Source organism: Polaromonas sp. (assembly GCF_049790275.1).
GTDB lineage: Bacteria > Pseudomonadota > Gammaproteobacteria > Burkholderiales > Burkholderiaceae_C > Polaromonas.
Genome location: NZ_JBAQYR010000091.1, coordinates 1 through 12537 on the forward strand (window position 1 = coordinate 1; position 12537 = coordinate 12537).

Here is a 12537-nt window from a genome sequence, read left to right on the forward strand (position 1 = left end):
CAAGGCATGCACTTCTCCTTGCGCCAATAGCGCTGAAGAAGTGTTTCCTATGTCTCCGAACACCTGTTTCGTATGTCTCCTGTCCGTACAGCGACGCAAGAGAAAGTGAGTCGCCCGCCGGGGCGAGACCCGGCTTGCTCGAAGACTCACCCAGAGATCAAGCTCGCAATGGTTCCAGCAGCAGGCGCTGGGATAGGCGCAGTAGCCAACTCCAACCGCGTCAACCAGGCTAACGCAGCCGGCGCACTCGTACCACACATCTCCACCGAAGGCATCAACTGCCCACACACCGCCGGCCGTTCCGGCCGGCCAAAGATGCGGCAGGCGTTGGCCTCATCCAGCTGCACACACCGCACCCCCGCCGGCTTGCCCTGCGACATGCCGGGGATGGGCGAGCTGATGGAAGGGGCGATGCAGCAGGCACCGCAGCCGGGGCGGCAATTCATGAGTCTCTTTTGCTATTAAAAAAAGCTGATGGCGCCCGTGCAGCATGGGCCAACCGCCCATTCAGGCATTGAGGCGCCGGCTGGCCCAGAGCACCTGATCGATCACCGCCTGCACGTTCTTGCGATGCGCTTCATTCACCAGCTGGCCTTGCGCGTCAAACGCATCACCCGCATGGCCCAGCGCAAAAGCCTTGGGCGCGACCCAGCATTGCGCGTTGAGCAGCAGCGGCACCAGGTGGCTTTGCGAGCGCAGGCCGCCCAGGCCGCCGGGCGACGCGCTCAGCATGCCGACAACCTTGCCGCTGAAGGACTTGAAACCCTCCTGCCAGGCCGGGTCACCCTTGACCGGGCTGGAGACCCAGTCAACAGTATTTTTGAGCAGGGCGGTGTAGCTGCCGTTGTATTCGGGCGAACAGATGATCCAGGCCGGGTGCTCGAACATGATCTGCTTGAGCTTCATGACATCGGCCGGCGTGCCTTTGGCTTCGAGGTCGGCGTTGTACATCGGGATGTCGAAATCGGCCAGTTCGATGTGGGTGACCTCGGCGCCGCTGGCCCGCGCGAGATCGGCGGCTGCACGGGCCAGTTTACGGTTGAAGGATGCGAGCCGGGTGGTGCCGGCGAAGACAAGAAGTTTCATGCCTCTATTGTGCTTGCGAGCCGGGCCAGCGCGGCGTTTGGTGTGTCCGGCAAGGGCAGAGCGGCATTTTATGCAGCGCTATTGGACCCTGGCCCTTACAGGACGGGCGATGTAAGCTATTAAAATAATAGCAAAATGCGCTGCCGTAACAACCGCGGCGTGGCATGGACGCTTTGAGGGGCGCGCTGCACAAAAAAGAGGCTCCCTGATAAAATCATGCGTTTCGCCCTGTGAAAGCCACAAGCTCTTATGCGGGTTCGTGGCGGATGATTCCGGGCTCGACTGGGTTTTCCCAGGGCTGCAGGCACCTCGCCTGACGACTGCTTTATTGAAGGAGGCGTGATGCACTCGCCTTATGTATATCCGCAAGAATTTGATGTGATCGTGGTCGGTGGCGGCCATGCCGGCACCGAGGCTGCGCTGGCCTCGGCACGCATGGGTTGCAAGACGCTGCTGCTTTCCCACAATATCGAGACGCTGGGGCAGATGAGCTGCAACCCCTCGATCGGCGGCATCGGCAAGGGCCACCTGGTCAAGGAAGTGGACGCCATGGGCGGCGCCATGGCGCTAGCGACTGACGAAGGTGGCATCCAGTTCCGCATCCTCAACAGCTCCAAGGGGCCGGCCGTGCGCGCCACCCGGGCGCAGGCCGATCGCGTTCTGTACAAGGCGGCGATTCGCCGGCGGCTGGAGAACCAGCCCAATCTGTGGCTGTTTCAGCAGGCGGTCGATGACCTGATGGTTGAGGGCGACCGGGTGGTTGGCGCCGTCACGCAGGTCGGGATCAAGTTCCGCTCGCGCACCGTGGTGCTGACGGCCGGGACTTTCCTGGACGGCAAGATCCATGTCGGCCTGAACAACTACGCGGCGGGCAGGGCGGGTGACCCGCCGGCGGTCTCGCTCTCGGCACGGCTCAAGGAACTCAAGCTGCCGCAGGGCCGGCTGAAAACCGGTACACCGCCACGCATTGACGGCCGCACCATTGATTTCAGTAAGTGCACCGAACAGCCGGGCGACGGCATGCCGGGCGGCACACCCGGGCCGGTGCCGGTGTTCAGCTTCATGGGCGGGCAGATCGAACATCCGAAGCAGATGTCGTGCTGGATCACCCATACCAATGAACGTACACACGACATCATCCGTTCCGGTTTTGATCGCAGCCCGATGTTCACCGGCAAGATTGACGGGGTCGGCCCGCGGTATTGCCCGAGCGTGGAAGACAAGATCAACCGCTTTGCCGGCAAGGAAAGCCACCAGATTTTCCTGGAGCCGGAAGGCCTGACCACGCACGAGATCTACCCGAACGGCATTTCGACCAGCCTGCCGTTTGACATTCAGTACGACCTGGTGCGCTCCATGGCCGGCATGGAAAACGCCCACATCCTGCGGCCCGGCTATGCGATTGAGTACGACTACTTCGACCCGCGGGCGCTGAAAACCAGCTTTGAAACCCGGGCCGTGGGCGGCCTGTTCTTCGCTGGGCAGATCAACGGCACCACCGGTTATGAAGAGGCGGCAGCCCAGGGCATGTTCGCCGGCATCAACGCCGCACTGCAATGCCAGGGGAAAGAGGCCTGGTTGCCGAGGCGCGACGAGGCCTACCTCGGCGTGTTGGTGGACGACCTGATCACCAAGGGTGTGACCGAGCCTTACCGCATGTTCACCAGCCGGGCTGAGTTTCGCCTGATGCTGCGGGAAGACAACGCCGACATGCGCCTGACCGAAAAGGGCAGAGAGCTGGGGCTGGTGGACGACGCCCGCTGGGACGCCTTCAACCGCAAGCGCGACGCTGTTTCACGTGAAACAGAGCGGCTGCGTTCGATCTGGGTGAACCCGCGCAACCTGCCACCGGCGGAGGCTGAACGTGTTCTGGGCAAGGCGATTGATCATGAGTACAACCTGCTTGATCTGCTGCGCCGGCCCGATGTGGACTACGCCTCGCTGATGTCTCTGGATGGCGGCAAGTATGCCAACCCCGAACTGGGCCCCGAGGTTTCACGTGAAACATCGGCGGTCGCCGACATGGCCCGGGACGTGGTTGAGCAGATTGAGATTGCGGTCAAATACGCCGGGTACATCGACCTGCAGAAAACCGAAGTCGAGCGGGCTTCCCATTACGAAAACCTCAAACTGCCGGCGGACCTGGACTACCTGCAGGTCACAGCCTTGAGCTTCGAGGCGCGGCAAACCCTGGCCAAACATCGGCCCGAAACCCTGGGAATGGCCTCGCGCATCTCCGGCATCACTCCGGTGACCGTGTCGCTGCTTTTGGTGCACCTGAAGAAGAACCTCTGGAAAAACACCACCCCGCTGCCATCCTCTGCCGAGCAGGCCGAAGCCTGATGCGCAGCGGCGAACAGGATTTGCGCGCTGGATTGAAGGCGCTGCATTTGGCGCTGAGTGATCACCAGGTGGGCCAGTTGCTGGATTACCTGGACCTGATTGCCAAGTGGACCAAGGTCTATAACCTGACCGCGGTACGCGACCCGGCGGAAATGCTGACGCACCATCTGCTGGACAGCCTCGCGGCTGTTCCACCGCTGCGCCGGCATTTGCAGCAGGCCGGCCTGGAGCAGGGCGCCAGTCTGCTGGACGTGGGTGCAGGTGCGGGGCTGCCGGGCGTGGTGATTGCAGTTTGTTGCCCCACGGTGGCAGTGAGCTGCGTGGATACGGTGGCCAAGAAAGCAGCTTTCATCAAACAGGCAGCGCTGGCGCTGAAGTTGCCCAACCTGACCGGCCTGCATGCGCGGGTTGAAACCATCAAGCAGCCGTTCGACGTCATCTGCTCGCGAGCCTTCGCATCCCTGCCGGACTTCACGCAATGGTCGGTGGGGGCGCTGGCGCCGCATGGCGTCTGGATGGCCATGAAAGGCAAGCACCCGGAAGATGAAATCGCCGCACTGCCGCCCGCCGTCGGGGTGTTTCACGTGGAACAACTGGTGGTGCCCGGGCTGGCTGCCGAGCGCTGCATGGTCTGGATGCGCCCGAAAGAAGCGGTTTAACCACGCACCCAGCGAAAAAACGGCGGATCAGTCGCTGATGTCGGGCTGTGCCGGATTTTCAGCCGGTGTGCTGACGTAAACTCAAAACCTCTGTTTCTGGAGATTTTCCTATGCTGGGTTCATTTGTCGGCGTTGCCGACTACGGTGCTTTTGTTGCCGCCATCATCGTGTTTCTGCTGATTCCCGGTCCTGGCAACCTGGCGCTGATCACCTCGACCAGCAAGGGTGGCATCCCCGGCGGACTGGGTGCGACCTTGGGCGTGATCGCCGGTGACCAGGTGTTGCTCTGGGCGGCCGTGGCCGGCGTGTCGGCGGTGATGGCGGCTTACCCAACGGCCTTCCATCTGGTCCAGTGGGCCGGCGCGGTGTACCTGGCCTGGCTTGGCATCAAGATGCTCAGGGCCAAAGCGGGAGATGCGCCCATCCTGCAGATCAAGCCCCGGCACTACTTCCGCCAGGCGCTGCTGATCACCTTGCTTAACCCCAAGGCGATTGTTTTTTACATGGCCTTCTTCCCCCTGTTTGTGGACCCGGCCCAGCACCAGGGTCTGAAAACCTTTGCCGTCATGGCCACCACCATTGCCGGGCTGACCTTTCTTTATGGCCTGACGTCGGTGCTGATCACCTATTTCCTGGCTGAACGCATCCGCGCCAATCCAAAAATCTCGGCCGTGCTGAACAAGGCCGCCGGCGTATTTCTGATCGGCTTCGGCATCAAGCTCGCGGTTTCCAAGTAACCCGTTTCCGACAACCAAAAAGAAGAACAACATGGCCAAGATATTCTGCATTGCCAACCAAAAGGGCGGGGTGGGCAAAACCACCACCACGGTCAATCTGGCCGCGGGGCTGGCCAAGGTGGGCCAGCGCGTGCTGATGATCGACCTCGACCCGCAGGGCAATGCCACCATGGGCTCGGGCGTGGACAAGCGCAAGCTCGAACTCACGGTGTACGACGTGCTGCTCGAATCCGCCTCGGTGCTGGAGGCGCGCGTGCACAGCGAAAAGTGCGGCTACGACGTGTTGGGGGCCAACCGCGAACTGGCCGGCGCCGAGGTCGAGCTGGTCGAGGTCGAGCGCCGGGAGAAACGCCTGAAGCTGGCGCTGGCCGATGTGGGCAGCGAATACGATTTTGTGCTGATCGATTGCCCGCCATCGCTGAGCATGCTGACACTCAACGGCCTGTGCTGCGCGCATGGCGTGATCGTGCCCATGCAGTGCGAGTACTTTGCGCTCGAAGGCCTGACCGACCTGGTCAACACCATCAAGCAGGTGCATGCCAACCTCAACAAGGACCTGGCCATCATCGGCTTGTTGCGCGTCATGTTTGATCCGCGCATCACCCTGCAGCAGCAGGTGAGCGACCAGCTCAAGGAGCATTTCGGCGACAAGGTGTTCAACACCGTGATTCCGCGCAACGTGCGCCTGGCCGAGGCGCCCAGCTACGGCCTGCCCGGCGTGGTGTTCGACCCTTCGTCTCGGGGCGCGCAGGCCTTTGTGACCTTTGCCGAGGAGATGGTCCAGCGCATCAAGACCATGTGATGGCGGGGTGCATAGTCAAACAGGCTTCCAGCCCCTGTGTGGTAGGCGCTGACAGCTATTGAAATAATAGCAAAACCCTTTTCCGCATGAAACCTTCGAATGTCCTGATCCTTCCCGGCTGGCAGAACAGCGGCCCCGACCACTGGCAAAGCCGCTGGGAGCGGGCCCACGGCTACCAGCGCGTGGAGCAGCACGACTGGATGCACCCTTTGCGCGGCGACTGGATTGCACGGCTCGAAGAAGTGCTGCTGGCCTGCGATGAGCCCGCTGTGCTGGTGGCGCACAGCCTGGGCTGCATACTCACCGCGGCCTGGGCTGCCCACTCGAAAAACACGCAGCGCGTCAGAGGTGCGCTGCTGGTGGCACCGCCCGATGTGGAGCGCGAGGACATCCGCCCCATGCTCAGCAGCTGGGCGCCGGTGCCCCTACAGCCGCTGCCTTTTCCGACGCTGGTGTTTGCCAGCAGCAACGACCCGTTTTGCGCGCCGGCGCGGGCGGGGCAGTTTGCCTCAGCCTGGGGTGTCGAACGTATCGATGCGGGTGCACGCGGGCACCTCAATGCCGACAGCGGCCTGGGCGACTGGCCCGAGGCGCATCTTCATCTGCTGCGCCTGCAAGGTTTGCCTGACGCCATGCAGGCCAAGCCATGAACACATTTCCGCAACACCGCTTTCCTGGCCGCTTTGCGCTGGTGCTGGCCACATGCGCCGCATTGGCTGCGCCGGTTTGGGCCGAACCTGACGAAGACCTGCTCGGTAAGCCGCAAAACTATCCCTTGGGCACCGTGAGCAACTGGCAACGCAACCCTTACCGCGTTGGCTCCTGGTCAGCGCTGGACAAGGTGCCGGGTATCCAGACCCGGCAGGTAGCACGTGCGCTGCAAGCCAGCCCCTTGCCTCGCGCCGCGCAGCCGCCGGCCATCAGCTACCGCTATCGCAACATCGGTTACACGCTGGTTGAGTACCTGGAACGCCAACGCGCAACGGGGCTGCTGGTGCTCAAAAACGGCGAGATTGTTGCCGAACACTACCGCTACGGGCGTAAGGACGATGCACGCTTTATTTCGTTTTCGATGGCCAAGAGCGTCACCTCCCTGCTCATTGGCCAGGCCCATGCACGCGGCTTGATCGCTTCGCTGGACGACGTCGCCGAAAAATATGTTCAGGCGCTGGCTGGCAGCCCCTACGGCGCCACCACGATTCGCCAACTGCTGCGCATGAGCTCGGGCCTGACGTTTACCGAGCGCTACGACGGCAAAGACGACATCGCCCGGCTTTCGCGCGCCACCATCGGGGCGCCGGGAGCGGGCACACCCGCGGATGTGTTGCGTTCCATCACCGATCGCCACTCGCCTGCCGGAGAAAAATTCGTCTACGCCGGTGCCGAGACCGATATTCTGGGCCGCGTGCTGAGTTCGGCCACCGGAAAAAACGTGGCCGAACTCACCAGCGAATGGCTCTGGAAACCCATGGGCGCGGAGCACGACGCTTTCTGGCGCATTGGTGTTGACGGACAGGAGCAGTCCTATGGCGCTTTTAACGCCAGCTTGCGGGACTGGGCACGCCTGGGTTTGCTGCTTGCCAACGATGGCAAGGTTGGCAGTCAACAGGTGTTGTCGCTTGACTACCTGCTGGACGCCACCGATGCCACACGCCAGCCGCCGGCTTTCAAGCCACGCAAAGCCACGCCTTATTTTGGCTACGGTTACCAGTTCTGGCTGATGCCGCTGAAGCAGCGCACCTTTGCCATGCAGGGCATCCATGGCCAGACCGTTTATGTGCAGCCTTCCACCGGCCTGGTACTGGTGCTGACCTCGGTGTGGGAAAGCGCCAGCGGCCGGCAGGACGCACAGCCTTATGAAGAACGCGATGCGCTCTGGCGCGGCGTGCTGCAGTCGCTGGGCGGCAGCACAGTTGAATGATTTACCTTGAAGATGGAGAGAACATAAAACCATGGTTACCAAAAAACCCAAAGGCCTGGGCCGCGGACTTGAAGCCCTGCTGGGTCCCAAAGTGAGTGAATCCGCGACTGAAGACAACGCGAACAGCAGCGCCACCAGCCCGGGCCAGCCGGCCTCGCTGCGGCTGGCCGACCTGGTGGCCGGCCAGTACCAGCCGCGCACACGCATGGACGAAGGTGCGCTCTACGAGCTGGCCGAGTCCATCAAGGTGCAGGGCATCATGCAGCCGATTCTTGTGCGCCGCCTGACCTCCGGCGCCAACGACGGCAAATATGAAATCATTGCCGGCGAGCGGCGCTTCCGTGCCGCCAAGCTCGCGGGCCTGGACAGCGTGCCGGTGCTGGTGCGGGACGTGCCCGACGAGTCGGCCGCGGCCATGGCGCTGATTGAAAACATCCAGCGTGAAGACCTGAACCCGCTCGAGGAAGCCCAGGGCCTGCAGCGCCTGGTCAAGGAGTTCGGGCTCACCCACGAGCTCGCCGCGCAGGCCGTGGGCCGCTCGCGCAGCGCCGCCTCCAACCTGCTGCGCCTGCTGAACCTGGCCGAGCCGGTGCAGACCATGCTGATGGCTGGCGACATCGACATGGGCCATGCACGCGCGCTGCTCGGCCTGGACCGGGCTACCCAGATCACGGCTGGCAACCAGATTGCGGCTAAAAAAATGTCGGTGCGCGAGGCTGAAAGCCTGGTCAAAAAACTCAGCGCCGAGTTCTCGCTCAAGCCGCAGAAAAACACCAAGGAAAAGTCACGCGATACCCGACGCGTGGAAGAAGAGCTGGCCGACCTGCTGATGGCCGACGTGGAAGTGCGCGTCAAAAAGCAGGTCAAACGCAACGGCCGGCGCGAAGACACCGGTGAAGTGGCGATCCAGTTCGCCTCCATGGACGAACTCAACGGGCTGATCGAGCGCCTGCGCGGCACCAAATAACCGGGCAAGTGCAGTTATCGGGATGAAGGCGGCCAGGCCTCCATCCCGGGTGCCGCCTGTCGCGGCTTCTTTCCTTCTCCCCTATTTGCAGGAGCCGAATCCCACGTTTATGGGATGGTGCGCTGTTTAGGCATTCGGGATACTGATTTTGTAAACAACCGTCACGGTTTGTACGAAATTGTTCTACGTCGAGCTTGCCTGCCGGCATCCCCGACGCCCCCGATGAAAGAAGCCCGCCAATGAACCGCACCCTTCCCAAAACCGCTTCGCTGCTGCTGCTCGTCTGCAGCCTGGCCGCCTGCCAGACCAATCCGCCACTGCAAAACGCCACCGGCGTGTCGTCGATGGACGTGGACCCGGGCCGCAAGGGGCCGGTGTCCGGCGTCGGTGTCGAAAGCCAGGACATCCTGGCCATGACGGACCAGATGATGCGTGACATGCTGGCCGAGCAGATTTTTGCCGAAACCGGCAAACGCCCGCGCGTCATCATCGACAGCCAGTACTTCGTCAACGAGAGCTCGCAGGCGATCAATAAGAACCTGATCACGCAGCGCCTGATGGTCAATCTGAACCGCGCCGCGCGTTCGCGCATGCAGTTCATCAACCGCCAGAACACGGCCATGATCGAGCAGGAGCGTGCGCTCAAGCGCAGCGGCACCACCGATGTCGGCACCACCGGCCTGACCAAGGCGCAGCTCGGCGCCGACTACCGGCTCTCCGGAAAAATCGGCTCGCTCGACAGCCGCAACACCAAGACCGGAATGATCCAGCGCTACACGCAGATCGCCTTCGAAATGACGGACCTGGAGTCCGGTGAGATCGTCTGGAGCGGGATTTACGAATTTGCCCGCGCCGCAGCCGACGACGTGATTTACCGCTGACCAGAAAAAACAGGAGGACGCCGCCCATGATCCGAATTCTTGCCACCGCTGCAGCTGTTGCCATTCTGGCCGGCTGTGCCGCCACACAATCCACACCGCCCACGTTTTCCGGCTGCAAAACCTGGGAGCAGCAGGCCGGCTCGCCCCATCTGGTGTCGGTGGCTGTGCTTTCGCCCGAGCTGGCCAAGGTCATTGGCGTGCAGGAGATTTCCACCGCACGGACGGGCACCGGCATGGCCGCCGTGCAAACCACGGTCTACAACTGCTCCGACGTCGATGTGGTGCTGACCATGCGCACGCGTTTTACCGGCAGCCGCGGCCAGAGCGAGCCACCGAGCGCCTGGAAAACCGTGTTCCTGACGCCGCGCGGCCAGGCGACTTACGGCGAGTCGGCCATCTCCCAAGCTACCGACAAAGTGGCGGTGGACATCAACGACGGCAACCGCGGCCAGTCGCAGTTTGCACCGGGCCAGAGCTACGTGATACCCGCCAGATAAACATTGGCGCAAGCGCCGATAACAAGAAGAGGCACCCCCATGAGGCATTCCACCCTGTCCCTTGGCCTGGCCATGCTGGCGGCCAGTGCACTGGCGCAAACCCCGGCGCCGGTCATTCCCGAAAGCGCTTACCGCCAGGGCATGCCGGACACGATCACGCCGCCGCCGGTGGCCGTCAGCACCGGGCCGCAATTCAACCGGTCCGGCTTCAGCAGCGCCTATGCGCGCGCGGGCCGTCCGACCATCGCTGTGCTCTGGAACCGCGAATTCACAGACATGCTGCAGCAGCAAAGCGCATCGCAGGTGAGCATCGATACCTTGCGTGCCGGCGCTGCCAGCGGCGAGGCGGTGCGTGTGCCCGGTTATTCGGCAGCGCAGGTCAGCGGCGCCACGATCGGCAACACCACCATCACCAGCCAGGAAGTCAAGACGCAGCAGGCGCAACGCAACGGCCCCGTGGAACGGGTGGACCTGCAGATGCGCAGCGCTTTCATGCAGACCATCACGTCTTCGGGCGTCAAACTCGTAGACCGCAACGTGGTCATGCGCACCACGGCGGCGAAGCAAAAGGGCGGCGGCCTCGATTCGCAACAAGTCGAGACCGACGCGCTGACCAAACATGCCAAGCTCCTGATGGAAGTGCTCAACACGCGCGACGCCGCATCGCCGACCGGTTGGGCCACCTATGTGTCCATCAAGCGGCTGGCGGACGGCGTGGTACTGGCCGAAGGTTACATGGACGGCCGGCTGCCCGAAGATGCGCCCAAGCCTGCTCCCCGATTCGAAGCCGACCCGCGCGGCGGCTTCCGTGAAATCGTCAAGCCCGTCACCGTTGGCGACACCGGCAAGCTGGTCGCCGAGCAGACCCTCGCCAGGCTTGGCGAAGCATTGAACCGCTAGCCAATCAACCCGCACTGGAGTTTTCATGATGAAGCGCTCGTTCTTCAGGACCCGTCCTGTCTCAGTCTCCGTTGCGGCAGCCACTGCCCTGTTGCTGGCCGGCTCGGCCCATGCCCAGTTTGGCGGCATGTTCCAGAGCCTGATGCAGGCGCCCATGCAGCAGGCGCAGCAGCAGGCCACGGCCCAGGCCGCAGCGCAGGCCAGCCAGAAGCCCGCCAAGCGCTGGGCGCCCACCGCACCGGTGCCGCCCGACGTGCTGGCCGCTGCGGCCGGGTTCGCCGAAAAAATGCCCAGCGCCGAGTTGCGCCCGCTGTTCCAGCGCCTGTACATCGAAGGGGAGCGCAATGCCACGCTGAACTTCCAGCGCATCGGCATGGCCGCGCTGGCAGCCGGTGATATCGAGCTGGCCGAGAAGGCGTTTGATGCGGCGGTGACCCGCATCGACCTGATCTATGCAGACAACCCCGAGGCGCAAAAAGCCAAGTCGCTCTGGACGGCCGAAAAAATCAAGGACTACAAGGGCGAGCCTTACGAGCGCGCCATGGCGCATTTTTACCGCGGCTTGGTGTACGCGGCCAAGGGTGACTTCCAGAACGCGCGCGCGCTGTTCAAGCAGGCGGACTACCAGGACACGGTGGCCGAGGCCGAGCAATATGCCGGCGACTTCGGGCTGATGCCTTACATGGCGGGCTGGGCCAGCTACTGCGATGGCAATAGCGGCATGGCCAGGGATTTCCTGCAGCAAGCCATCAAGGGCGACAGCAACTACAGCACGGTCCAGGTGGACCAGCCGGTGCTGGTGCTGTTTGAAAGCGGTCGCTCACCTTTTAAATACGGCAGCGGCAAGTCGGGCGAAGTCCTCAAGTGGCAGCCCCACGAGATGCCGGTGCAGACCGCAAAAACAGCCTGCACCTCCACCAGCGGCACGGACTGCGCCGTCGGCAGCTTTGTGATGGGCGCCGACCTCGGTTTCCAGGCCACCACCCGCGGGGGTCGCCCCATCGACGGCGTGCTCAATGGCAAGGCCTCGTTCAAGGAGGGCGCGCAGGGCGTCGCAACGGTCGCCAGCGCCGTGGGTGACATCGGCATGCTGGCGGCGGCTTCGACCGGCAACCGCGACGCTGCGGGCCTGGGCATGCTCGGCATGTTTGCCGGCCTGATCGCGCAGGGCGTGGCCAACGCCACCCAGGCGCAGGCCGACGTCCGCGAATGGGAGCAATTGCCGGCGACAGTCTGGCTCGGCACCGGCGCGCAGAAAACCAGCGCCAGCACCCTGAACGTGGCACTGGACAGCGAGGGCGGCGTGTCCCACGGCGCGGCCACGCGGCTGGTCAACACTCCTTCCTGCCAGCTCTACTGGGGCCGCTCGCTGGCACCGCTGTCGCTGCTTGGCGAGGCCGGTCCGCTGGAGCCCGGAGCGCACCCGCGCGATCCGGTGTTTCGCAAGGAGGTCGAAGCGGCCTTCGCTGGCTGAGTCGCTGAAAGACACCCACAAAAAAGGCCAGCAATGCTGGCCTTTTTGTTGACGGAGCTCGACGAAGGCCGCCAGATTCAAGGCGGGCGGTTCAAGCGAACACCGGGAGCCGGGGATTTACTCCCGCGGCACCGCGAGCCAGGCGCCCAGCCCGGCACCCAGGGCCGCTGCAGCTGTTCGCCCATTGCCCTGCCCGAATCGCGAACCCACCAGCCCGCCGATCAGCGCGCCACCCGCGGCCTCGTTGCTATAGCCGCCCTGTGCCGCCAT

Annotated in this window: 14 protein-coding genes; 11 read left to right on the forward strand and 3 right to left on the reverse strand. The window is 63.3% G+C overall.

Features of this window, described 5'->3' with window-relative positions; all coding sequences use genetic code 11:
• Positions 1-146 precede the first annotated feature (146 nt).
• Positions 147-446 carry a YkgJ family cysteine cluster protein gene (locus WA904_RS12195; protein ID WP_425197387.1) on the reverse strand — a complete coding sequence of 100 codons (300 nt, stop codon included), beginning with the start codon at positions 444-446 and terminating at the stop codon, positions 147-149.
• A gap of 61 nt (positions 447-507) precedes the next feature.
• Positions 508-1086 carry an NADPH-dependent FMN reductase gene (locus WA904_RS12200; protein WP_425197388.1) on the reverse strand — a complete coding sequence of 193 codons (579 nt, stop codon included), beginning with the start codon at positions 1084-1086 and terminating at the stop codon, positions 508-510.
• Between the two features lie 342 nt (positions 1087-1428).
• On the opposite strand from WA904_RS12200, the gene mnmG reads away from it, so the two are divergent.
• The 11 genes from mnmG to WA904_RS12255 all read left to right on the forward strand — a co-directional run bounded on the left by mnmG (position 1429) and on the right by WA904_RS12255 (position 12267).
• The gene (gene mnmG, locus WA904_RS12205) at positions 1429-3429 is read left to right on the forward strand and encodes a tRNA uridine-5-carboxymethylaminomethyl(34) synthesis enzyme MnmG (protein WP_425197389.1); all 2001 of its coding nucleotides are present in this window, start codon (positions 1429-1431) and stop codon (positions 3427-3429) included.
• Positions 3429-4088: a 16S rRNA (guanine(527)-N(7))-methyltransferase RsmG gene (rsmG, locus tag WA904_RS12210; protein WP_425197390.1), complete on the forward strand. Its 660-nt coding sequence runs from the start codon at positions 3429-3431 to the stop codon at positions 4086-4088. Before mnmG ends, rsmG begins: the two co-directional genes overlap by 1 nt.
• 110 nt (positions 4089-4198) lie before the next feature.
• Positions 4199-4825 carry a LysE family transporter gene (locus WA904_RS12215; protein ID WP_425197391.1) on the forward strand — a complete coding sequence of 209 codons (627 nt, stop codon included), beginning with the start codon at positions 4199-4201 and terminating at the stop codon, positions 4823-4825.
• Between the two features lie 31 nt (positions 4826-4856).
• A complete protein-coding gene (locus WA904_RS12220) occupies positions 4857-5627 on the forward strand; it encodes a ParA family protein (protein ID WP_425197392.1) in 771 nt (256 codons plus the stop codon).
• Between the two features lie 86 nt (positions 5628-5713).
• On the forward strand, positions 5714-6277 hold the full coding sequence (locus WA904_RS12225) for an RBBP9/YdeN family alpha/beta hydrolase (protein WP_425197393.1): 564 nt from the start codon (positions 5714-5716) through the stop codon (positions 6275-6277).
• Positions 6274-7548, forward strand: coding sequence for a serine hydrolase domain-containing protein (locus WA904_RS12230; RefSeq protein WP_425197394.1), 1275 nt, complete (start codon positions 6274-6276; stop codon positions 7546-7548). The genes WA904_RS12225 and WA904_RS12230 overlap by 4 nt, the downstream gene beginning before the upstream one ends.
• A 31-nt stretch (positions 7549-7579) precedes the next feature.
• Entirely contained in the window at positions 7580-8515 is a 936-nt protein-coding gene (locus tag WA904_RS12235) for a ParB/RepB/Spo0J family partition protein (RefSeq protein ID WP_425197395.1), read from the forward strand.
• Positions 8516-8754: 239 nt separating this feature from the next.
• Positions 8755-9396, forward strand: coding sequence for a penicillin-binding protein activator LpoB (locus WA904_RS12240; protein ID WP_425197396.1), 642 nt, complete (start codon positions 8755-8757; stop codon positions 9394-9396).
• A gap of 26 nt (positions 9397-9422) precedes the next feature.
• Complete coding sequence (locus WA904_RS12245; RefSeq protein WP_425197397.1) at positions 9423-9893, forward strand: hypothetical protein; 471 nt, start codon at positions 9423-9425, stop codon at positions 9891-9893.
• Positions 9894-9932: 39 nt separating this feature from the next.
• Complete coding sequence (locus WA904_RS12250) at positions 9933-10793, forward strand: hypothetical protein (RefSeq protein WP_425197398.1); 861 nt, start codon at positions 9933-9935, stop codon at positions 10791-10793.
• 25 nt (positions 10794-10818) lie between these two features.
• Positions 10819-12267, forward strand: coding sequence for a hypothetical protein (locus tag WA904_RS12255; protein WP_425197399.1), 1449 nt, complete (start codon positions 10819-10821; stop codon positions 12265-12267).
• Positions 12268-12384: 117 nt separating this feature from the next.
• Here WA904_RS12255 and WA904_RS12260 read toward each other — a convergent pair whose 3' ends face one another.
• Positions 12385-12537: a glycine zipper 2TM domain-containing protein gene (locus WA904_RS12260; protein ID WP_425197400.1), complete on the reverse strand. Its 153-nt coding sequence runs from the start codon at positions 12535-12537 to the stop codon at positions 12385-12387.

Excerpts from the sequence above, each read along its gene's own strand:
- WA904_RS12260 (WP_425197400.1), bottom strand. The coding sequence starts at position 12,537 with ATGGCGGCACAGGGCGGCTATAGCAACGAGGCCGCGGGTGGCGCGCTG.
- WA904_RS12250 (WP_425197398.1), top strand. The coding sequence starts at position 9,933 with ATGAGGCATTCCACCCTGTCCCTTGGCCTGGCCATGCTGGCGGCCAGT.
- WA904_RS12230 (WP_425197394.1), top strand. The coding sequence starts at position 6,274 with ATGAACACATTTCCGCAACACCGCTTTCCTGGCCGCTTTGCGCTGGTG.
- rsmG (WP_425197390.1), top strand. The coding sequence starts at position 3,429 with ATGCGCAGCGGCGAACAGGATTTGCGCGCTGGATTGAAGGCGCTGCAT.
- WA904_RS12225 (WP_425197393.1), top strand. The coding sequence starts at position 5,714 with ATGAAACCTTCGAATGTCCTGATCCTTCCCGGCTGGCAGAACAGCGGC.
- mnmG (WP_425197389.1), top strand. The coding sequence starts at position 1,429 with ATGCACTCGCCTTATGTATATCCGCAAGAATTTGATGTGATCGTGGTC.
- WA904_RS12195 (WP_425197387.1), bottom strand. The coding sequence starts at position 446 with ATGAATTGCCGCCCCGGCTGCGGTGCCTGCTGCATCGCCCCTTCCATC.
- WA904_RS12255 (WP_425197399.1), top strand. The coding sequence starts at position 10,819 with ATGATGAAGCGCTCGTTCTTCAGGACCCGTCCTGTCTCAGTCTCCGTT.
- WA904_RS12220 (WP_425197392.1), top strand. The coding sequence starts at position 4,857 with ATGGCCAAGATATTCTGCATTGCCAACCAAAAGGGCGGGGTGGGCAAA.
- WA904_RS12200 (WP_425197388.1), bottom strand. The coding sequence starts at position 1,086 with ATGAAACTTCTTGTCTTCGCCGGCACCACCCGGCTCGCATCCTTCAAC.
- WA904_RS12235 (WP_425197395.1), top strand. The coding sequence starts at position 7,580 with ATGGTTACCAAAAAACCCAAAGGCCTGGGCCGCGGACTTGAAGCCCTG.
- WA904_RS12240 (WP_425197396.1), top strand. The coding sequence starts at position 8,755 with ATGAACCGCACCCTTCCCAAAACCGCTTCGCTGCTGCTGCTCGTCTGC.
- WA904_RS12215 (WP_425197391.1), top strand. The coding sequence starts at position 4,199 with ATGCTGGGTTCATTTGTCGGCGTTGCCGACTACGGTGCTTTTGTTGCC.
- WA904_RS12245 (WP_425197397.1), top strand. The coding sequence starts at position 9,423 with ATGATCCGAATTCTTGCCACCGCTGCAGCTGTTGCCATTCTGGCCGGC.